Origin of the sequence: Shinella sp. SUS2 (assembly GCF_001262505.1) — a bacterium.
Lineage (GTDB): Bacteria > Pseudomonadota > Alphaproteobacteria > Rhizobiales > Rhizobiaceae > Shinella.
On sequence record NZ_KQ410732.1, the window covers coordinates 364,119 to 384,467 of the forward strand.

At 65.7% G+C, this 20,349-nt stretch carries 18 protein-coding genes; 13 read left to right on the plus strand and 5 right to left on the minus strand.

The window, feature by feature from the left end:
- Positions 1–174: 174 nt before the first annotated feature.
- The 6 genes from AKG11_RS17830 (at position 175) to AKG11_RS17855 (ending at position 6,216) form a co-directional block, all read left to right on the plus strand.
- Complete coding sequence (locus AKG11_RS17830) at positions 175–1,413, plus strand: extracellular solute-binding protein (protein WP_023516311.1); 1,239 nt, start codon at positions 175–177, stop codon at positions 1,411–1,413.
- Between the two features lie 69 nt (positions 1,414–1,482).
- Positions 1,483–2,367, plus strand: a complete 885-nt coding sequence (locus AKG11_RS17835; protein WP_023516312.1) for a carbohydrate ABC transporter permease — start codon at positions 1,483–1,485, stop codon at positions 2,365–2,367.
- The gene (locus tag AKG11_RS17840; protein WP_050744846.1) at positions 2,367–3,212 is read left to right on the plus strand and encodes a carbohydrate ABC transporter permease; all 846 of its coding nucleotides are present in this window, start codon (positions 2,367–2,369) and stop codon (positions 3,210–3,212) included. Before AKG11_RS17835 ends, AKG11_RS17840 begins: the two co-directional genes overlap by 1 nt.
- Before the next feature lie 2 nt (positions 3,213–3,214).
- Positions 3,215–4,231 (plus strand): SIS domain-containing protein, encoded by a 1,017-nt coding sequence (locus AKG11_RS17845; RefSeq protein WP_088016443.1) that lies wholly within the window; start codon positions 3,215–3,217, stop codon positions 4,229–4,231.
- Complete coding sequence (locus AKG11_RS17850) at positions 4,232–5,155, plus strand: PfkB family carbohydrate kinase (RefSeq protein ID WP_050744848.1); 924 nt, start codon at positions 4,232–4,234, stop codon at positions 5,153–5,155.
- Positions 5,152–6,216, plus strand: a complete 1,065-nt coding sequence (locus tag AKG11_RS17855; RefSeq protein ID WP_050744849.1) for an ABC transporter ATP-binding protein — start codon at positions 5,152–5,154, stop codon at positions 6,214–6,216. The genes AKG11_RS17850 and AKG11_RS17855 overlap by 4 nt, the downstream gene beginning before the upstream one ends.
- A 3-nt stretch (positions 6,217–6,219) precedes the next feature.
- Here AKG11_RS17855 and AKG11_RS17860 read toward each other — a convergent pair whose 3' ends face one another.
- From AKG11_RS17860 to AKG11_RS17880, 5 genes are all read right to left on the minus strand, one after another.
- Positions 6,220–7,125 (minus strand): siderophore ABC transporter substrate-binding protein, encoded by a 906-nt coding sequence (locus tag AKG11_RS17860; protein ID WP_050744850.1) that lies wholly within the window; start codon positions 7,123–7,125, stop codon positions 6,220–6,222.
- A gap of 44 nt (positions 7,126–7,169) precedes the next feature.
- Positions 7,170–9,479 carry a TonB-dependent receptor gene (locus AKG11_RS17865; RefSeq protein WP_245290122.1) on the minus strand — a complete coding sequence of 770 codons (2,310 nt, stop codon included), beginning with the start codon at positions 9,477–9,479 and terminating at the stop codon, positions 7,170–7,172.
- A 133-nt stretch (positions 9,480–9,612) separates the two neighbouring features.
- A complete protein-coding gene (locus tag AKG11_RS17870) occupies positions 9,613–10,584 on the minus strand; it encodes a FecR family protein (protein ID WP_050744851.1) in 972 nt (323 codons plus the stop codon).
- Between the two features lie 93 nt (positions 10,585–10,677).
- Positions 10,678–11,190 (minus strand): RNA polymerase sigma factor, encoded by a 513-nt coding sequence (locus AKG11_RS17875; RefSeq protein WP_050744852.1) that lies wholly within the window; start codon positions 11,188–11,190, stop codon positions 10,678–10,680.
- A 229-nt stretch (positions 11,191–11,419) separates the two neighbouring features.
- Positions 11,420–12,295, minus strand: coding sequence for a helix-turn-helix transcriptional regulator (locus AKG11_RS17880; RefSeq protein ID WP_082342514.1), 876 nt, complete (start codon positions 12,293–12,295; stop codon positions 11,420–11,422).
- Between the two features lie 189 nt (positions 12,296–12,484).
- On the opposite strand from AKG11_RS17880, the gene AKG11_RS17885 reads away from it, so the two are divergent.
- From AKG11_RS17885 to AKG11_RS17915, 7 genes are all read left to right on the plus strand, one after another.
- Entirely contained in the window at positions 12,485–14,686 is a 2,202-nt protein-coding gene (locus AKG11_RS17885; protein ID WP_050744854.1) for a TonB-dependent siderophore receptor, read from the plus strand.
- Positions 14,686–16,293 carry an alpha/beta hydrolase-fold protein gene (locus AKG11_RS17890; protein WP_050744982.1) on the plus strand — a complete coding sequence of 536 codons (1,608 nt, stop codon included), beginning with the start codon at positions 14,686–14,688 and terminating at the stop codon, positions 16,291–16,293. Before AKG11_RS17885 ends, AKG11_RS17890 begins: the two co-directional genes overlap by 1 nt.
- Before the next feature lie 100 nt (positions 16,294–16,393).
- Entirely contained in the window at positions 16,394–16,693 is a 300-nt protein-coding gene (locus AKG11_RS17895; RefSeq protein ID WP_050744983.1) for a DUF2218 domain-containing protein, read from the plus strand.
- A 33-nt stretch (positions 16,694–16,726) separates the two neighbouring features.
- Positions 16,727–17,629: a siderophore ABC transporter substrate-binding protein gene (locus AKG11_RS17900; RefSeq protein WP_050744855.1), complete on the plus strand. Its 903-nt coding sequence runs from the start codon at positions 16,727–16,729 to the stop codon at positions 17,627–17,629.
- Positions 17,626–18,603: an ABC transporter permease gene (locus AKG11_RS17905; RefSeq protein ID WP_050744856.1), complete on the plus strand. Its 978-nt coding sequence runs from the start codon at positions 17,626–17,628 to the stop codon at positions 18,601–18,603. Before AKG11_RS17900 ends, AKG11_RS17905 begins: the two co-directional genes overlap by 4 nt.
- Positions 18,596–19,537: an iron chelate uptake ABC transporter family permease subunit gene (locus AKG11_RS17910; RefSeq protein WP_050744984.1), complete on the plus strand. Its 942-nt coding sequence runs from the start codon at positions 18,596–18,598 to the stop codon at positions 19,535–19,537. The genes AKG11_RS17905 and AKG11_RS17910 overlap by 8 nt, the downstream gene beginning before the upstream one ends.
- Positions 19,534–20,292, plus strand: a complete 759-nt coding sequence (locus AKG11_RS17915) for an iron ABC transporter ATP-binding protein (protein WP_050744857.1) — start codon at positions 19,534–19,536, stop codon at positions 20,290–20,292. Before AKG11_RS17910 ends, AKG11_RS17915 begins: the two co-directional genes overlap by 4 nt.
- Positions 20,293–20,349 lie beyond the last annotated feature (57 nt).

The window sequence follows — 20,349 nt, forward strand, 5'->3', positions numbered from 1 at the left end:
CAAGAGATTTGACTTAATAAGGAGCCGAAGAGCTCCGGGGAACGGCGGCGGGTCTCCCGCCTTGATCCGACAAGGAGCTGTCAATGGTCCTCAGGGGCCGAGGCGGCCCGAAACGACCAGGGGTGCCCACAGGGTGCCCTCGGATGCATGAACCAAAAAAAGGAGGACGCAATCATGTTGAAATCGATAAAGAAGACCTTGCTCGGCGCGGTGCTGGTTGCCGGCGTTTCCGTTCCGCATGCCTTTGCGGAAACGACGCTCAACGCGCTCTTCATGGCGCAGGCCGCCTATAGCGAGGCGGACGTGCGCGCCATGACGGACGCCTTCACCAAGGCGAACCCCGACATCAAGGTGAACCTGGAATTCGTTCCCTACGAGGGCCTGCACGACAAGGCGGTGCTCGCGCAGGGTTCCGGCAGCGGCTACGACGTCGTGCTTTTCGACGTGATCTGGCCGGCCGAATATGCGACCAACAACGTGCTGGTCGATGTCTCGTCCCGCGTCACCGACGAGATGAAGAAGGGCGTGCTGCCGGGCGCCTGGACGACCGTCAATTATGACGGCAAGTCCTACGGCATGCCGTGGATCCTCGACACCAAATACCTGTTCTACAACAAGGAAATTCTTGAGAAGGCCGGCATCAAGGCGCCGCCGAAGACCTGGGCCGAACTCAACGAACAGGCAAAGGTCATCAAGGACAAGGGCCTGCTGGCGACCCCGATCGCCTGGAGCTGGTCGCAGGCCGAGGCCGCGATCTGCGACTACACCACGCTTGTCAGCGCCTATGGCGGTGAATTCCTGAAGGACGGCAAGCCGGCCTTTACGGAAGGTGGCGGTCTCGATGCCCTGAAGTACATGGTCGACAGCTACAAGTCCGGCCTCACCAACCCGAACTCCAAGGAGTTCCTCGAAGAGGACGTGCGCAACCTCTTCCAGAACGGCGAGGCGGCCTTCGCGCTCAACTGGACCTATATGTACAACATGGCCAATGGCGGCAAGGACAGCAAGGTCGCCGGCAAGGTCGGCGTCGTGCCCGCACCGGGCGTCGAGGGCAAGAGCGAGGTCTCGGCCGTCAACGGCTCGATGGGCCTCGGCATCACCACGACCAGCAAGAGCCCGGACGAGGCCTGGAAGTACATCGTGCACATGACCTCGCAGGAGACGCAGAACGCCTATGCCAAGCTCAGCCTGCCGATCTGGGCGTCGTCCTACGAGGATGCCGCCGTCACTGCCGGCCAGGAAGAGCTGATCGCGGCCGCCAAGCTCGGTCTTGCCGCCATGTATCCGCGGCCGACCACGCCGAAGTACCAGGAGCTTTCCACGGCCCTCCAGCAGGCCATTCAGGAAGCCCTGCTCGACCAGGCATCGCCGGAAGATGCGCTGAAATCGGCAGCCGACAACAGCGGTCTTTGACCTTCGGCCTTGTGGGCGGCTTCGGCCGCCCGCACACTCCCCTTTCCTGCAATCGATGAAGAGGACGCTATGTCCGGCACCTGGATGACGACCCGGGCATGGCTTCTCATGCTGCCGCTGCTGGTGATCATGCTCGCCGTGATCGGCTGGCCGATGGTCGATACCGTGCGGCTCTCCTTTACAGATGCCAAGTTGATCGGTTCCGGCGGTGCTTTCGTCGGTTTCGACAACTACCTGAAAATGCTGTCGAACAGCAATTTTCAGCGCGCGCTCTATGCGACGACCTGGTTTGCCGTGGTCTCCGTGACGGCGGAGATGGTGATCGGCGTTCTGGCCGCTCTCCTGCTGAACCAGCGGTTCTACGGCCGCACCGTGCTGCGCGCCCTGCTGATCCTGCCCTGGGCATTGCCGACGGTGGTCAATGCGACGCTCTGGCGGCTCATCTACAATCCGGAATACGGCGCGCTGAACGCGGCGCTGACACAGGTCGGCCTTCTCGACAGCTACCGCTCCTGGCTCGGCGAGCCCGGCACCGCCATGACGGCGCTGATCGTCGCCGACTGCTGGAAGAACTTTCCGCTCGTCGCCCTCATCGCGCTTGCCGCCCTCCAGGCCGTGCCGCGCGACATTACCTCCGCCTCGCTGGTCGATGGCGCAGGCCCCTTCGCGCGCTTCCGTTTCGTCATCCTGCCCTATCTCGCCGGCCCCCTGATGGTGGCGCTGGTCCTGCGCACCATCGAGGCCTTCAAGGTGTTCGATCTGATCTGGGTGATGACGCGCGGCGGCCCGGCCAATTCGACGCGCACCCTGTCGATCCTCGTCTATCAGGAGGCCTTCTCCTTCCAGCGTGCCGGCTCCGGCGCCTCGCTCGCCCTCGTCGTCACCCTCATCGTGACGGTGCTGGCGATCGGCTACGGCATGCTCGTGCGGCGCACGGCGGGGAGTGCCGCCTGATGGAAAGCCGCAGCCTTCTCGCCTCGATCCTCATCCATGCCGCCGCGCTGCTGCTGGCCGCGGTCATCGTCGCGCCGATCTTCTGGCTCTTCGTGATGAGCATATCGCCGGCGGCCGACCTCGTGGCGCGCCCGCTGCGCTGGTGGCCGAGCACGGTCGATTTCTCGCGTTACGCCACGCTGCTTTCGACCATCCCGAACAGTGCGGGTGCAACCTTCGTCGCCTCGCTCGTCAACAGCATCCTCGTGGCGGGCATGGCGACGGTTGCCGCCGTACTGCTTGCCGTGCCGGCGGGCTGGGCGGTCTCGCGCACACCTTCGGTCGGTTGGTCGCTCTCGCTGGTCATCGCCACCTACATGCTGCCGCCCGTCGCACTCGCCGTGCCGCTCTACATGGCGCTCGCCGCCTTCGGCCTGCTCAATTCTGTCTTCGGCCTGGCGCTCGTCTACCTCACCATCCTGGCACCCTTCACCACCTGGCTGATGAAATCCGGCTTCGACGGCATTCCGCGGGAAATCGAGCAGGCGGCGATGATGGACGGGGCAAGCCTTTTTGCGACGCTGCGCATCATCACCCTGCCGCTTGCCATGCCCATCGTCGCGACCTCGGCGCTCTTTGCCTTCCTGCTTGGCTGGGACGAGTTCTTCTATGCGCTGCTTTTCACTTCGGACCAGCGCGCCCGCACGCTGACAGTCGCCATTGCCGACCTCGCGGGCGGCCGGGTCTCCGACTACGGGCTGATCGCGACGGCCGGCGTTCTGGCAGCGCTGCCGCCGGTTCTGGTCGGCCTCCTCATGCAACGGGCCCTGATTTCGGGCCTTACCAGCGGCGGTGTGAAAGGATGACGATGGACACGACTGCATCCCGGCCGGAAGGTCTCAAGGCGATCGATCGCGAAATGGCGCGCCAGCATGCCGATGCGCTCGCCTCGTTCCGCAACACCGGCGCAATGGCCGAAAGGGCCGCTGCCAGCCTGAAGCGCACCGGCCGGCTGCTGCTCCTCGGCATGGGCGGCTCGCAGGCGGTCGGTCGCGCCGTCGAGCCGCTTTACCGCCGCCTCGGCATCGACGCGATTGCCTTGCCGCTTTCCGAGCAGCTCGGCGCGCCGCTCGCCCTCGACGGGCGCACGATCTTCGTCACCTCGCAGTCGGGGGAAAGCGCGGAGGTGCTGCGCTGGTTCGGGGAGACCGGTGGCAATGAGGACACATTCGGCTTCACGCTCGAAGGCGGCTCCTTCCTTGCGCGCACGGCGCCCTGCCTCGTCGGCCACGGCGGCACGGAGCAGGCCTTCGCCGCGACCCGCAGCCTGACCGTGAGCTTCGCGCTCCACCTTGCGATCCTCGCTGCCCTCGGCGAAGACGCCGCGTCTGCGGTCGGTATCCTGGAAACCCCGCAGGAGCCTTCCATCGATGCGGCGCTGGCCATGTTGCGCGACGTGCGCTCCGTCGTGACGTCCGGGCGGCGGCTGCAGGGGCTTGCCGAGGCCATCGCGCTCGGTTTCACCGAACTGTCGCGTCTGCCGTGTTTTTCGCTGGAAGGTGGCCAGCTGCGCCACGGGCCGATGGAGATGCTCTCGCCAGAGGTGGGCGTGGTCCTCTTCCGCGGTGACGACGCGACGGCGGATCTTGTGACGGCGATGGCGACTTCGGTCGTCGAGGCGGGCGCAAGGCTCGTCATGTTCGACGCATCCGGCCGGCCGCCGGTCGAGGGCGCGGCGACGATCGCCTTCTCGCCGCTGACCGGGCTTGCTGCCATCTTCGCCATGCTGCCGACGGCGCAGCGGCTGATGATCGCCTTTGCTGCGGAGCGTGTCACCGATGCCGGAACGCCGGTGCGCACGACCAAGATTACCCGGAGTGAATGAGTGAAGCCGCTTGCCGTCATCGGAAACGTCAATGTCGACCTGATCATGGGACCGGCTGCGCCCTGGCCGCAGCCGGGCACGGAAAGCATCGTCGATCACGACGAGCTGCGCGTCGGCGGTTCGGCGGGCAATGCCGCGCTCGCCTGGATGGCGCTGGGCACGCCCTTCGAGATCGCCGCAAGCATCGGCCGCGACCAGTTCGGCCGCTGGCTGGCGGAAAGTTTCGGCGCACGCGCAAGCACCTGGCCGGTACACGGCGACAGCACGACGCTCTCCGTCGGCATCACCCATCCGGACGGTGAGCGGACCTTCTTCACGACGCGCGGGCACCTGCCGCTGTTCAGCCTGGAGGACGTCCTTTCGGTGCTCGACGGACCGAGGCTTTCCGGCGGCATTGCGCTCCTTTGCGGCTCGTTCCTGACGGAGCGGCTGGTGGAGGACTACGACCGGTTTTTCGACTGGGCCGATCGGCATGATATCGCCGTCGCCCTCGATACCGGCTGGCCGCTGGACGGCTGGACGGAGGCGAACAGGCGGGCGGCGAAACGCTGGCTGTCGCGCTGCCGGATCGCGCTGTTCAACGAGGTGGAGACGACCAGTCTTGCCGGTGTTGCCGATCCTGCGGAGGCGGCACGTATCTTGCGGCAGGGCATGCCGGAAGGAAGCTTCGTCGTCGTGAAGTGCGGCCCGAAGGGGGCCATCGCCGTGGATCCCGACGAGCGGGTCTTTCACGTCGCTGCGCCTTTCGTGCAGGTTGTCGATACGATCGGCGCGGGCGACGTGTTCAACGCAGCTTTCCTTGCTTCCCACGCAGTCGGCGGAGGGCTTGAGGTAAGCCTTGCCGCCGGCACAGCGGTGGCCTCGCGCGCAATTTCCACCCATCCCCGAAGCTACACACCGACCGGGCAGGACACTACGGCATGAGCACGCTGACCATTGACGCCATCCGCAAGAGCTACGGCGCCGTCGAGACGCTGAAGGGCATCGACATCGCGCTCGAAAGCGGGGAGTTCCTCGTGCTGCTCGGCGCCTCCGGCTGCGGCAAGTCCACGCTGCTCAACATCATCGCCGGCCTTGCCGAGCCGACGAGCGGCGACATCCGCATCGGGGACCGCTCGATCGTCGGGGTGCACCCGAAGGACCGGGACATCGCCATGGTGTTCCAGTCCTACGCGCTCTATCCCAATCTCACCGTGCACCGGAACATCGGCTTCGGCCTCGAAATGCGCAAGGTGGACAAGACGGAACGCGATAGGGCCGTGCATGAGACGGCGAAGCTCCTGCAGATCGAGAACCTTCTGGAGCGCAAGCCCGGCCAGCTATCCGGTGGCCAGCGTCAGCGCGTCGCCATCGGCCGTGCGCTGGTGCGCAATCCGAAAATCTTCCTTTTCGACGAGCCGCTGTCCAACCTCGATGCGAAGCTGCGCATGGAAATGCGCACCGAGCTGAAGCGCCTGCACCAGATGACGAAGACGACCGTCGTCTATGTCACGCATGACCAGATCGAGGCGATGACGCTCGCCACCCGCATTGCCGTCATGCGCGGTGGCCGGATCGAACAGCTCGATACGCCGGAGGCCATCTACAACCGGCCGGCGACACTCTATGTCGCGACCTTCGTCGGCGCGCCACCGATGAATCTTCTGGCCGCTACCGCGGTCGAGGACGGCGTGCGGATCGACGGCACGGACATCGCCGTGCCTGTGCCGGGTCTCAACGGCGTCTCGTCCGGCCGCCGGCTCGTCCTCGGCATCCGGCCGGAGGCGGTCGAGCGGACGGGCGAAGGCGTGTCGCTTACGGCGCGCTGCGAGGTCGCGGAATTGACCGGGCCGGAACTGGTCGTCGCGGCGGTCATGGGCCGCCAGCGCCTCGTCGCCGCCCTGCCGGCCACCGCCCGCATCGCCGCCGGCGACGAGATCGCCCTTGTCGTTGCGCCCACTGCCTTCCATGTCTTCGACGCTGAGACGGAGCAGCGGCTGAACTGACGGTTACTTCGCCGCGGCGAAGGCTTCGGCGATGGCGGAATAGACGCGGATCATCGCCTGCGCACCACCGGCGGCGATGTAGAAATCGCCGGACGGCAGATAGACGACCTGACCCTTCTTCCACGCCACTGTCTCGGCGACCAGCTCGTTGTCGAGCGTGATCCTGGCGTTCTGCTCGTTGGAGCCGATCGCGGCGGCGCGGTCGAGCACGATCAGCCAATCCGGGTTGGCCTCGCGGATGAATTCGAACGAGACCGCCTCGCCGTGCGTTGCCGCCTCTACCTCGGTGATCGCCGGCGGAAGATCGAGCGAGCGGTGCAGCCAGCCGAAGCGCGAGCCGGGGCCATAGGCGGTGACTTTGGGCCCGTTGGTCATGACGATCAGCGCCTTGCCCTTGCCGGCAACCGCGGCACGGGCCGTTTCGATGGCGCCGTCGAGTTCCTTGCGCGCGGCCTCGGCCTCGGTTTCCTTGCCGAACAGGCGTCCGTAGGTGGCGATCCGCGCGCGGGCCTGGTCGATGAGGTCGTCCCCGTCCATCGTCATGTCGATCGTCGGAGCCACCTTGGCCGTGGCGCCCACCTTGGTGGAGGAGCGGCCACCGAGAATGATGAGATCGGGTGCGAGCGCGCTCAGTGCTTCGAGATCGGGTTCGAAGATGTCGCCGACCACAGTCGCACCGTCGCTCAGGCGCGACAGTTCCTTCAGGTAGAGATTGGACGGCAGGCCTGCCGGCCTGATGCCGAGTTTGTCCAGCGTGTCGATGGCGGCGATGTCGAAGACGGCGACGGTGGCGACAGGGGTTGCAACGGTCTTCCGGCCGGCCGCCGTGTCGATCGAGATATCGGCGGCGCCGGCAGTGCCGGTGGCAAGGAGGACTGCCGCAAGGGCGAGGGACTTCAGGCGTTTCATGTCTGTCTCCGGTAAGGCCCCGGCGGTCGGCCGGGGCCATGACGTCAGAACGTGGCGCGCACGCTGAGGAGGAACGCGCGTCCGGGCTGGTAAAGCGGCTTCACCTCGCCGAACTCCTGGCCATAGGTGGCGCGGTCGGCATAGGTCTCGTTGAAGATGTTCTTCACCTCGGCACGCAGCGTCAGGTTCTGGTGGCTCGGCGGCTTGTACTCGACGAAGCTGTTGACGACCTGATACGCCTTGAAGGCAGGGCTTCCATCCGGCACCTTATCGTATTTCGGCGCGATCTCGATATCGCCGCCGACGGTGAGGCCCCAATCGGCGAAGGTATGGGCGGCGGAGACCGTGATGATCTCACCGACCGGTGTCGTGAGGTAAGTGCCGGTATCGGAATCGGCCGGCTTCCCGTCGATCAGCGTGTCGATATTGGCATATTTCACGCGGATGTAGCCGTCGGTCCAGTCATAGCCGGCGCCGATCGAAAAACCTTCCGATTCCACATGCCGTCCCTCGAAGGCATATTTGTAGCGCGCCGCGCGGGCATTCTCCATTTCCGTGCGGAACACCGAGCCTTCCAGCGAAAAGCCGGCATATTTTGCGACGAGGCCGACCGTGTAGTTGTCGGAGGTCGTCGGCTCCGGCTCGGGCGAATAGACCCAGGCGGGGTTCATGATGAAGTTCTCGGCGAGCGGAATGCCGGCCCAGACATGGGAGTACCCGGCCTTGGCGATCAGGAAATCCGGGATGAGGTCGTACTCGCCGGAAATGTTGCCGCTAAGGCCGGCATTGTCCCATTCCTCGCCGGTCGTGCCGGTGAACCATTGCCGGTCCGCGCGGCCGCCGAAGGACAGGCGGGCACGCTCGAAGGGCTCGAGGCGCGCCTGGACATAGGCACCGATATTGCGCGCCTTTTCGGTGGCGGGCTCGTAGAGGTCTTCCACCTCCGCCTTGTCGCTGTAGAAGTCCACGCCGGCCGTCACCGTGCCGAGATCGAAATGGAAGCGGTTTTCGAACTTGCCGTTGAAGGTGCCGGTGATGCCGGTGACCGGATAGGTTTCCGGTGCGCTGCCGGGTTTCAGGTAGACGGTCGTGCCGACCTCCGTCTGGCCGTAGGCGAGCACAAGCTTCGGATCCCACCAGCCCTCGGGCGCGGCGTCCGTATAGGTCAGGACCGTGTTGGTGCGGTCGAGCGCGTAGTCGCGCACCAGCGGCTCCCACGGTTTGGCCCCCGTCGTCGTGCCCATGTTGGCGCGGAACGGGCGCGGTGCGTTGTCCTTGATCGCCTCGTGGCTGAGTTCGATGCGGTCGCCGCTTTCGAACTCATAGGCAAGCTTGCCGAGGCCGCTCTGGAAGTGCGTTCGGGTGCCCAGCACCTCGTCACCGTTGCCGGCGGAGAATTCGCTGCCGCGGCCAATGTTGAAGTAGCCGAGATATTCGAACCCGTCCTGCTTGCCGAAGGTCGAAAGGCCGGTGCTGAAAATGTTGCCGTTGGTGTTGAAGCCGGAATTGACGAAGCCGCCGTAGCCGTTGCCCTGGAGGAAATCGCCGACATCCTTGGTCTCGTAGACGATGGAGCCCGCGAGCGCGCCCGGGCCGGCATCGGCCGGGGCCACGCCCTCGTCGACGCTGACGGCCTTCAGCAGCGTCGGGTCGATCAGCGTCGTCGCATTGTGGTGGAACACCTTGTTGTTCTGGCGGCTGCCGTCGATGGAGATTGCGAGGTTGGTTTCCTCGATGCCGTTGACATAAACCTTCTGCGACATGGGCAGCGAGGAGCCCACCTTGACGCTCGGCTCTTCGCGGAAAACGTCCTGGATGGTGGCGGGGTTCTTGCGCTCGAGATCCTTGGCGGAAATGTTCAGTTCGCTGACGTCGCCCTCACCGACCTGTTCGCCCTCCACCGTGATCCGGTCGAGCGTCGTCGAGCCGTTTTCCACGGAACCGGTCACGAGCGGGGAGAGATGCGAGGCTGTGACGATCGCCGTGCCGTCGGTGGTGACCGAATGGCGCGTGTCGGTGCCCTCGAGAAGCCGGGCAAGCGCTTCCTGCGGCGTGAACGTGCCCTTGACCGGGCGGGAGGTCAGCCCGCGCGAGGTGGCGGCGGCGAGCGAGACCTGCAGGCCGGATTGCCGGCCGAAGCTGTTGAGGGCGCTCGCCAGCGGCTGTGCGGGAATGTCGAACGCCATGGTGCCGATGCGGGCGGATTTCGCCTGGGCTGCTGCCGGCTGTAGGGCGGCCTGCGGCAGGCTGAAGACGAGCGCCGCCGCCGTGGAGACCATCAGCCTGGTCATGAAGACGGTGCGCGTGCGCGCCTTGGCGCGCGACGTGGTCGATCGATCGATATGCAAACGCATTGTACCCCCGGTATCATCCTCGGGATGCGCTGCTCCTGAAGCGCGCATTCCCGGTGCAGAAACGATCGCCTCGGGAATCTTTTTCACGCTTCCGGCAAATTTCCTGAATTTTTCGGAAAACTTTCCGAAAGGCTCAATAACGCGAGACGATCCGGGTATAGGAGGAAATCGCGCGCACCTTGCCGCCATAGGGTTTGACCAGCGCCGTCAATGCCCGGTCCGGGTCGCGAAGGTCGTAGAGGCCGGTCACGCGCTGGCGGCCGAGCGTGCGATCCGGCACGCTGATCCAGGCGGGATGGTAACGCTGCAGGCGTGCAACGACGCTGTCCACGGTGACGTCATTGACGAAGAGCAGGCCGCTCCGCCAGGCACCGATCTCCTCCAATGGAATGGTCGCGTGGCGGATCGCGCCGGTCGCGCCATCGACCGTCGCCATGTCGCCGGGCGCCATTTCGGCAACGGCCTGTCTGTCGCCTTCGCCGGAAATACCGACCACGCCGCGGGCGAGCTGCACTGTGGTTGCGGTATCGTCGAGCGCCACGTCGAAGGCGGTCCCGAGCACGACCACCCGGGCATTGCCGGCCTCCACGGTGAAGGGGCGCTTGCCGTCATGCGCCACGTCAAAGAAGGCCTGGCCGGCGAGGAGGCGCACATGGCGGCCCTCCGGCGTCAGCTCGACATCGATGGCGCTGTCGGCGGAAAGGTTGACGGCGCTGCCGTCGGCGAGCGTCACCATGCGGCTTTCGCCCGTGCCGGTGCGGAAATCGGCCTTGAGCCAGATCATCAGGGCCGGCGCGGCCAGCACGACGAGGAGTGCGGCGGCAAGGGCCAGGGCGATGCCTGCCGCAAGGGGCCGGCGGCTGCGGCGGGGCAGGGGCACGACCGGGCGGGCCGGCCACAGGTCGGCGTGGCGCGGCCGTACCTCGCCGAGGGCATCCCACGCTTTCAGTGCATCGCGCCAGGCGGAACGGTTGGTTTCCGCCCGCGCAAGCCAGTCCTCCACATCCCGGGCGGCCTGCGGACAATCGGGATCGGCCTTCAGCCGCAGCAGCCAATCCATGGCTTCTTCGATCGCGCGGCGCTTTTCGCTGTCGTCCTGAATCAAGTTCTTACCCGTGCCCCGGCTCCCCACGCCATGCCTGGCGTTCTAGCCGAATATCAAATTGCTGCGTAGGGACGATTTGCGCGCCGATTTTTTTCACGGGGCGTCATTGCCGAGCCGAAGCGCGATCTCCACCAGCGCGGCGCGGACATGGCGATGAGCAGTGGCGACAGAGATCCCGAGATGGGCGGCGACCTCCTCCAGCGTGTAGCCGCCGAAGCGGTGCATTTCGAGTGCAACGCGGACATCCAGCGGAAACCGGTCAAGAATCCCGGTGATGGTCCGCACTTCGTCGGAGACGAGCACGGTCTCCTCCGGCGTCTCGACGGCGCGTGGCAGGGACCAGAACGGCGGCTCGCTGTCCTGTTCCCTCATCTCGATCTTGCGCCGCTTGATGAGATCGAGGCAGAGATTGCGCACGATGCGATAGAGATAGGCGAGTGTCTGGCTGGCGGAAGCGCCATAGGTGTTGGCCGGAGAAAAGCGCAGGAAGGCGTCCTGCACGATATCCTCCGCGGCCTCGCGTGAGCCGAGGATCCGCGTCGCATAACGCACGAGGGCAGGGCGGTGGGCGGCGTAGAGCAGTGAGGTGGCATCTCCTTCCTTCACGGCGCAGCCTTTTCGAGGTGGGTCCAGCGGGAGGCCGTCGGCAGGAGTCCGACCCGGCACGTCAAGCCGCGCGCCAGAACCTTTCCCGCTCGTTTTCCGGCATCGCCGCACGTCGCCGCCATTGCCAATCCTTCAGAATCGCCGCGCCTCAGGCGGCAGTCGTGTGTCCATGAGACATATCTTAACTTGATTTATAAGGTCAAGTTTGTCTCGGGAGCGCGGCTGCCCGTCATGCCCGCCGATGCTTCGGCGTCACGCCATAGGCCTTCTTGAAGGCGGTGGTGAAGCTCGATGGGTTGCGATAGCCGGCGAGGTAGGCGGCCTGCGAGATCGGAATGCCGTCCCGCTCCAGCGCGGCGGGTGCCGTCTCCAGCCGCTCCCGCCGGATGAAGTCCGAAACGGTCGTGCCGAAATGCTCCTTGAAATGGCGCTGGATGGAGGATGTGCTGATGCCGACTTCGCGTGCGATGCGGTCGAGCGTCAGGTCCTCGCAAACATGGGCGAGGATGTAGTCGCGCACCTTCTCGCTCTGCCGGCGGCTCAAGGCCGTCGGCTGGTGCGGCGCGGCCGCGTCGGCCTCGACCAGAACCGTGCAGGCCTGGCACATGATGTCGAAGGCGTGCGAGTTGCGGTAGAGTGTCAGGAGTTCGCCCGCCATGGTGCCTGGCGGTTTGAGGATGTGTTCGGCGATCTGGATGAGGTGACGGTTCGGGGCAAAGCTGAACTCGGCGAGGTGCCGGGCGAAGAAGGCGCGCAGCTTCGGCATGCTCGTCGGCTGCGAGCGCATCAGCCGGTCGATCCAGGGCAGGGGCGCGGAGATCATGACCTTGCGCAGCGGCGTCGTGCTTTCATTAACGAACTGCAGCTTGCAGTCCCGCCCGACATTCAGCATGAAGACGGTCGGTTCCGGGTTTGCCGCATCGCCGGCATCGATGCGGAAGTGCTCCCCGTCCATCACGAAATGCTGCTGGCCTTGCAGAAGCACCATGATGAGGAATTTCGGCCAGACGTCATAGAGATTGTCGTCCGGCGTGCAGCTCGCCGGGCCATCCATGGCGCCGACGAACAGGTGTTGGGGAACTTCCGGTTTGATCCTGATGTTCAAGACGCCGCCCTCTTGCATCGCCTTTTTCCGCGCGAGCTGACCTCGGCTGCCGCTTCCGCAAAGTTTTCTGCGGCTTCCGCGAAAGTCTTTGCGGTCGACAGCCGATCCAAGCTACTGGCATAGTTGACTTCGTTAATCAAGTTTAATTGCCGGCCGCCATGCCGGCCTTGTCGTATGTGGATTCAGGAAATGTGGGGCACTCTTTCGCCGTCGATCAGACACCGTCGTATCATGCTGCTTGCCGCGGCCAGCGCCCTGGCACTGAACGCAGCCGTCGCGCAGGATCAAGGGACCGGCCAGGGCAGCACCGCGCTGGAAGCGGTCGTTGTGGAGGGCGGCGCCGGCGAGCGGGGCGATGGACCGGTTGACGGCTACGTCGCCAAGAAGAGCCTTGCCGGTACCAAGACGGACACGCCCGTTTCCAAAACGCCGCAGACCGTCAGCGTCGTTTCCAAGGAGCAGATCGAGGACCAGAGCGCCCAGTCTGTCGCCGAGGCGCTGCGTTACACGCCGGGCGTGCTGACCGACTACCGCGGTGCCTCCAACCTGCGCGACGAGCTTTTCGTGCGCGGTTTCTACTATGTGCCGAAATATCTCGACGGTCTCTTTCTTGGCGGCGACCTCTCCTATGCGAAGATCGATCCCTATCTTCTGGAGCGGGTGGAACTGATCTCGGGGCCTGCTTCCGTCCTGTACGGGCAGGCCAATCCCGGCGGTATCGTCAACATGGTCAGCAAGAAGCCGACCGATACGCCGCTGCGCGCGGTGGAGCTTTCGGTCGGCACGGACAAGTATCTTTCCGCCGGCTTCGATATCTCCGACACCTTCGACGATGCTTTCGGTTACCGCATCGCCGCGAAGGGGCTTGGGCGCGACCTGCAGGAAGACTACGCCAGGAACCGCTCCTTCGCCATCGCACCATCCTTCACCTGGTCGCCGGACGAAGGTACGTCGCTGACGATCCTCGGCGGCTACCAGAAGGAACCGGATGCCGGCTATCGCAACTTTCTCGATGCCGCCGGCACCGTCACGCCGATCCCGGGTTTCGGCTTCGTGCCGCGCGATTTCTTCGTGTCCGATCCGGATTTCGAGCGCTCGGAGCGCAAGCAGGCCTGGATCGGCTACGAATTCAAGCACGAGTTCAACGACAATCTCACCTTCCGCCAGAATGCGCGCTACCACCATGTCGACTGGCTGCACCACACGCTGGTCTATGGCAGTGCCGGCCCCGACCCGGTGACCGGCAACAACACGATCGTCAGCCGCTCGGCGAGCGGCGGCACGGACACCTGGAACCAGTTCACCGTCGATAACCAGCTCGAGGCGACATTCTCGACGGGGGCGGCAGAACACACGCTGCTCGGCGGTGTGGATTTCCAGTATCGCACCCGCGACTACAAGTGGGGCCGTGCCGCCGGGCCGAGCATCGACCTTGCCGATCCGCGCTACGGTGATTTCGACTTCTCGTCGCTGGTGCTCGCAACCACTGATCTTCAGGACCTGACGGCCCGTCAGGCCGGCGTCTACCTGCAGGATCAGGTGGAGATCGGCGCGCTCAACCTCCTTGCCGGCATCCGCTACGACCGCGCCAAGACCGAGATCGACGACCGGCTGGGCACCAACGACCAGTCCTATGAGGACGGTGCCTTCACCTGGCGGGCCGGCGCGCTCTACGCCTTCGACAACGGCCTCTCGCCCTATGTCAGCTATGCGACCTCCTTCGAGCCGGCGCTCTACATGCCGCCTGCCGGGGCGTCGGCCTTCTCGCCCACGACGGCCGAGCAATTCGAAGTCGGCGTCAAATATGCGCCGGAAGGCTCCGGCCTGCTGCTGACGGCCGCCTATTACGATCTCAGGCAGAAGGACGTGGTGGCCGGTGCCTGGGACCCGGACCTCGGCCAGACGGTCTATTCGCAGGTCGGCAAGATCCACAACCGCGGCATCGAGCTTTCCGCCCGGGCGGAGGTGACGAACAACCTCTCGCTGATCGCCGGCTACAGCTACATCGACTCGATCGTCAAGGAATCCGTCAACACCAGCGAAGTCGGCAAGATGCCGTCGCGCATTCCGCAGCACCAGGCCTCGCTCTGGGCGACCTACACGGCCGATGAGGGTGCACTGGAGGGGCTGACCGTCGGCGGGGGGCTGCGCTACATCGGCACGAGCTGGGGTGACGGCGGCAATTCGTTCAAGGTCGGCGCCGTCACGCTGTTCGACGCCATGGCTTCCTACGATTTCGGCGCGAAGAGCCCGGACCTGAAGGGGCTCTCGCTCCAGCTCAACGTCAAGAACATCGGCGACGAGCGCTATGTCGCCTCTTGCGCCAGCGCCTATGCCTGCTTCTATGGCGAAGGCCGCAGCATCGTCGCGACGCTGAAGAAGGAATGGTGATGCGCAGGATAGTAGGATCGGGCGTCGTGGCCCTGATCCTCTCGGTGACACCGCTGCTCACCGCGGAAATGACACACGCCGTGCCGCTCGCGGTCGGCGCGGTGGTAACGGGGAAGGCTGTGGCGGCCGGGACAAGGCAGGTCTTCGATCCCGAGGCGGCTGCGGGCGACTATGTCAAGGGGACGCTTCGCGTCGAGGCTGGCGTGTTCGATCTCGATCTCGTCGCCAACGGGGGCCGGCACATGCGCCGCCTCGCGGAAGGGGCGGGGGGCGTCGCGGAGTTCCAGTTCGTTGCCGAAGGTTCTGGCGAGCGGCTGGTCGTCACGGCTGACCGCGAGGGCACCTATGTGCTCGGCATCGAGCGCAAGGTCGGCGTCGCCGATCAGCGGCCGGCGCCGACCGCCTATCTGAGCCCTGCCATCGCCGGGATCGCCGCCGCGGTCGCGACGGGTGGGACGACGGAGGCCTTCTGGGCGATGGTCACGGACCGCGGCACGCCACTCGTCGAGGACGGGCAGGACGGGCGCAAGGTCGTCACCTTCCTGGGGCGCGGTGCAAAGCGCAACATCCGCCTGTTCGGCGCACCGAGCGGCGATCACGAGGAGTTGCAGCGCCTTGGCGGCTCGGACATCTGGTTCAAGAGCTTCGAGGTGCCCGACGACACGCGGCTGTCCTATCAGCTGGCTTTCGATGTGCCTGATGTGCCGGGCACCGCGCGCGACCGGCGCGTCGCTATCCTTTCGACGGCCAAGGCCGATCCACTGAACCGGCACGGCTGGCCGGCGGAAGCGAAAGACGCCTACAATCAGGATTCCGTGCTGGAACTGGCCGGTGCCCCGCCGCAGCCGTTTCTGGCGGAGAAAGGCAACCCGCAGGGCCGGCTGAACACGCTGTCGGTCGAAAGCCGTCTGCTCGGCAACCGCCGCGACATCACGTTTTACTACCCGCCCGGTTTCGACCCGGCGCGCAAGGACACGATCCTGCTCTTCGTCTTCGACGCCGACCAGTATCTCGGGCGCGTGCCGGTGCCGCGCATCCTCGATAACATGCTCGCCGCCGGCGCCGTCCCGCCGGTGGTCGCCGTCTTCGTCGCCAATCCCGACCGGGCGGCGCGGGCGCGGGAACTCCCGGCCAATCTGGCCTTTGCGGATTTCATGGCCACCGAACTCCACCCGCTTGTCGCAAAGGAAACGGGGCTGGCGGTTCCGGCCGCGCGTACGGTGCTGGCCGGTTCCAGCTATGGCGGGTTGGCTTCGGCCACCGTCGCCATGCGGCATCCGGAGGTCTTCGGCAACGTGCTCGCCATGTCCGGCTCTTTCTGGTGGAGCCCGCCGGGTACGCCGGAGGATCGCCGGGAGCATGTGGCGGGGCTGATTGCCGCAGGCCCGGCGCTGCCGTTGCGCTTCTTTCTTTCGGCCGGGCTTTTCGAAACGGGTGCGCAGGGCACTGCGGGCATCCTCGAAACCAGCCGGCATCTGCGGGACGTGCTGCAGGCCAAGGGCATTTCCGTCATCTATCGCGACTATGCCGGCGGCCACGACTACCTCGTCTGGCAGGGCGTCATCTCGGACGGGCTGATCGCGCTTTTCGGTGGGGACCGGCCCTGACGGCCGGCTTCCCTTGTTGGGAAAACATGAGTAAAGACGTTATGTTTTCGGTGCCGTCGGCAGGAGAGCCGACCGCCGGACAGGAATGAAAGGGAAGGCCATGCTCGAATCCGTCGCCCATCTGGAAACCGCCCACGGCCGGAAATACCTGGCCCAGCTGTGCAAGCACTTCGCCCACAAGATCGAGGTCACTGTTTCGGAAAACCACGGTGAATGTCACTTCGCTTGCGGCCTCGGCATTCTCGATGCCGATGACTATGGCCTGCGCATGACCGCCCGGGCGGAAAACGGCGAGGATCTCGCCCAGACCCAGTCGGTGATCGAATCCCACCTCGCGCGCTTCGCCTTCCGCGAAGAGCTTCAGCCGCTCGACTGGCAATGGCAGAACAAGGCCGGCTGAGCGCTCGCATCCATCCAGCATGACAGGTAGACCATGAAACAGTTCCGCCCGCTCGCGGCTTTCGCCGCGCTTGCCCTTTCCATCCTGCCCGCCAGCGCCATGGACGTGACGACGGCGCGGGGAACGGTCGCGGTGGACGGCGTGCCGAAGACCATCGCCGTCTATGACATGGCTGCGCTCGATACGCTCGACCGTCTCGGCATCCGCCCGGCGGGCGTGCCGGACAAGCTTTACGTTCCCGCGCTGGAGCCGATCAAGGCGGGTGCGACCACGGTCGGCACCCTTTTCGAGCCCGATCTCGAGGCGCTGAGCGCGCTCGGTCCCGATCTCATCATCGTCGGCAGCCGGTCCGCCGCAAAGGCGGATGTTGTGGCCAAGGTCGCGCCGACGATCGACATGACGATCGATGGCGACGATCTGGTCGGGCAGGCCAAGCTGCGCCTTCAGGCCTATGGTGCCCTGTTCGGCAAGGCGGCTGAGGCAAAGGCGATTGCCGGCGAGTTGGACACGAAGCTTGCTGCTGCCAAGGCTGCTGTTGCCGGCAAGGGCAAGGCGCTGATCGTCATGACCAACGGGCCCAAGGTCTCCACCTATGGCCCCGGCTCGCGCTTCGGCTGGGTGCATGCGGCGCTCGACCTGCCGCCGGCAATCGCCGAGATCGAGACGGCGACCCACGGCGAGGCGGTGTCCTTCGAGTTCATCCGCGAGGCGAACCCCGACTGGCTGCTGGTGCTCGACCGTGCCGCCGCCGTCGGCTCCAACGAGCAGGCCGCGAGGGTGACGCTCGACAATGAGCTTGTCGCGGAAACGACGGCATGGAAGAAGGGCCAGGTCGTCTACCTGCCGGCACCGGATTTCTACATCGCGGCCGGCGGCGTACAGTCGCTCGAACGCGTGCTTGCGACGGTCACGGAGGCCTTTTCCGCCGCGAAATGAGCGCCAGCGCCCTGCACCCATCCTTGCGGACCGGAACGATCGCGGGCCTCGGGCTCGCGATCCTCTTTGTGCTGAGCCTTGCCGTCGGCGTCAGTCCGCTGCCGCTCGGCCGGGTGCTGAGCGATCCCGAAGCGCTCCAGCTCCTCCTCGTCAGCCGCCTGCCGCGCACGCTTGCCGCGGTCCTGTGTGGCGCTGGGCTGGCGATCGCCGGGCTCATCATGCAGACGCTGGTACGCAATCGTTTCGTCGAGCCAGCGACCGCAGGCACGGCGCAGAGCGCCGAACTCGGCATCCTCCTCGTCACGCTGCTCTTTCCCGCCGCCGCGCTGCCGGTGAAGACGCTCGTCGCCAGCGGCGCGGCCCTTCTCGGTACCTCGATCTTCCTGGCGACCGCCCATCGCCTGCCGCCCGCCCAGCCCTTTCTCGTGCCGCTCTTCGGCATCGTCTATGGCGGGGTCATCGGCGCGGCGGCGACCTATGCAGCCTGGCAGGCGGATCTCCTGCAGTTCCTCGCCGTCTGGACCAACGGGGACTTTTCCGGCGTGCTGCGCGGGCGCTACGAGCTCCTGTGGATCGCTGCCGTGATGGTCGCCATCGCCTGGGTGGTCGCCGACCGGCTGAGCATCATGGCACTCGGGCGGGAGGCGAGCATCGGGCTTGGCATCGACTATGCCCGCATGATGCAGATCGGCCTCGTCCTCGTCTCCGTCATCACCGCGCTGGCCGTTGCCGTCGTCGGCATGATCCCCTTCGTCGGGCTTGCCGTGCCCAACATCGTCTCGCGCCTGATGGGCGACAATGTGCGCGGCACGCTGGGCTGGGTCGCCGCCGGTGGAGCGGGACTGGTTCTCGCCTGCGACATCGTCGGGCGCCTCATCCGCTATCCCTACGAAATTCCGGTCGGCACGGTGATGGGCGTGGTCGGCGGCGCGATCTTCCTCTGGCTGCTCTTCCGGCGTGGCGCTCATGCCTGACCGTCGTCTTCTCGCTCTTGCCGCGGCCGCCCTTGCCGCCGCCGCCGCGTTCCTGGCGATCGGCCTCAAGGGCAACATCGTCTTCGTGCTGGAACTGCGGCTGCTGAAGCTTGCGGCTCTGGTGCAGGTGGGTGTGGCGATCGCCATTTCCACCGTGATCTTCCAGACCGTCACCGGCAACCGCATCCTGACACCATCGATCATGGGTCTCGATGCCCTCTACCTCTTCGGCCAGATGCTAATGGTCTTCCTGTTCGGCGGAGTCGGTTACGTGACGCTCGATCCGCAGCTGAAATTCGGCCTGGAGGTGCTGGTGCTGATGGCGCTCGCCTCGGCGCTGCTACTGCCCATGCTCAAGAGCCGCCTCGACATGGGGCTGATGCTGCTGGCCGGCGTCGTCTTCGGCGTCCTGTTCCGCAGTCTGCATTCGCTGCTCGCGCGCCTCATCGACCCCAACGAATTCTCCGTCGTGCAATCGGCGAGCTTTGCCAACTTCAATGCCGTGCGTACCGACCTCCTGGTCTTTGCTGCCATCGTCACGGTCGTCGCCGCCGTCATCGCCTGGCGCGCGCGCCACGTGCTCGACGTTATCTCGCTCGGGCCGGATACGGCGACGGGGCTCGGCGTCGGCTGGGCGGGCACGGTGACGGGCCTGCTGCTGCTCGTCTCCGCGCTGGTCGCCGTCTCCACGGCGCTCGTCGGGCCGGTCGCCTTCTTCGGTCTTCTGGTGGCGGCGCTCGCCGAGCGCATCGTCGATACCCGCCGTCACGGCGTGCTGCTGCCGGCAGCAGCCCTTGCCGGCATCGCCGTGCTTGTCGGCGGGCAGACGTTGTTCCAGCACGCGCTCGGCAATGCCACAGCACTCGGCGTCGTCATCGAATTCGTCGGCGGGCTTGTCTTCCTCCTGCTGCTGGTTCTCGGGAGCCGAAAATGATCCGGATCGAAAACGTCTCCTTCAAACACCGGACAACGCCGATCCTCACGGATGTCAGCCTGACGATCCCGAAGGGCGGCGTCGTGGCGCTGATCGGACCTAACGGCGCGGGAAAATCCTCGCTTCTTTCGCTCGTTGCCCGCCTGCAAGCGCTCCAGACGGGTACCATCGACATCGACGGCCTGCCGGTGGACACGACGCCCGGCCGGGAACTTGCCCGCGTCATCGCCATCCTGCGGCAGGACACGACGGTGGCAAGCCGCCTCAAGGTGCGTGAGCTCGTCGGCTTCGGCCGCTTTCCCCACGGCCGTGGACGCCTTACCGAGGCCGACCACGCCATCATCGACGCGGCCATTGCCCAGTTCGACCTCGCCGACCTTGCCGACCGCTTCATCGAGACGCTGTCCGGCGGCCAGCGCCAGCGCGCACTGGTCGCCATGGCCTTCGCGCAGGGTACGGACTACCTCCTGCTCGACGAGCCGCTGAACAATCTCGATATGTACTATGCCCGTGAGCTGATGCGCTCGCTGCGTAGCGCCGCCGACGGCAAGGGCAAGACGGTCGTCATCGTGCTGCACGACATCAACCAGGCGAGCGCCCATGCCGACCGTATCGTCGCGATGAAGGGCGGCCGTATCGTTGCGGACGGCGCACCGACGGAGATCCTGACGCCGGAAATGCTCGAAACCGTCTTCGGCTTCCGCATGCGGGTGGAGACGATCGAGGGCAAGCCCTTCGTGCTGCATCAGCTTTAGGGCTGATTGACGAACGGGTACGGGATGCGCATCAGTCCCTCCCGTCGCAGGCCGAGG

Bases quoted from the DNA above. Each gene is read 5' to 3' on its own strand.
- AKG11_RS17830 (WP_023516311.1), top strand. From the start codon at position 175: ATGTTGAAATCGATAAAGAAGACCTTGCTCGGCGCGGTGCTGGTTGCC.
- AKG11_RS17835 (WP_023516312.1), top strand. From the start codon at position 1,483: ATGTCCGGCACCTGGATGACGACCCGGGCATGGCTTCTCATGCTGCCG.
- AKG11_RS17840 (WP_050744846.1), top strand. From the start codon at position 2,367: ATGGAAAGCCGCAGCCTTCTCGCCTCGATCCTCATCCATGCCGCCGCG.
- AKG11_RS17845 (WP_088016443.1), top strand. From the start codon at position 3,215: ATGGACACGACTGCATCCCGGCCGGAAGGTCTCAAGGCGATCGATCGC.
- AKG11_RS17855 (WP_050744849.1), top strand. From the start codon at position 5,152: ATGAGCACGCTGACCATTGACGCCATCCGCAAGAGCTACGGCGCCGTC.
- AKG11_RS17860 (WP_050744850.1), bottom strand. From the start codon at position 7,125: ATGAAACGCCTGAAGTCCCTCGCCCTTGCGGCAGTCCTCCTTGCCACC.
- AKG11_RS17865 (WP_245290122.1), bottom strand. From the start codon at position 9,479: ATGCGTTTGCATATCGATCGATCGACCACGTCGCGCGCCAAGGCGCGC.
- AKG11_RS17885 (WP_050744854.1), top strand. From the start codon at position 12,485: ATGTGGGGCACTCTTTCGCCGTCGATCAGACACCGTCGTATCATGCTG.
- AKG11_RS17890 (WP_050744982.1), top strand. From the start codon at position 14,686: ATGCGCAGGATAGTAGGATCGGGCGTCGTGGCCCTGATCCTCTCGGTG.
- AKG11_RS17895 (WP_050744983.1), top strand. From the start codon at position 16,394: ATGCTCGAATCCGTCGCCCATCTGGAAACCGCCCACGGCCGGAAATAC.
- AKG11_RS17900 (WP_050744855.1), top strand. From the start codon at position 16,727: ATGAAACAGTTCCGCCCGCTCGCGGCTTTCGCCGCGCTTGCCCTTTCC.
- AKG11_RS17905 (WP_050744856.1), top strand. From the start codon at position 17,626: ATGAGCGCCAGCGCCCTGCACCCATCCTTGCGGACCGGAACGATCGCG.
- AKG11_RS17910 (WP_050744984.1), top strand. From the start codon at position 18,596: ATGCCTGACCGTCGTCTTCTCGCTCTTGCCGCGGCCGCCCTTGCCGCC.
- AKG11_RS17915 (WP_050744857.1), top strand. From the start codon at position 19,534: ATGATCCGGATCGAAAACGTCTCCTTCAAACACCGGACAACGCCGATC.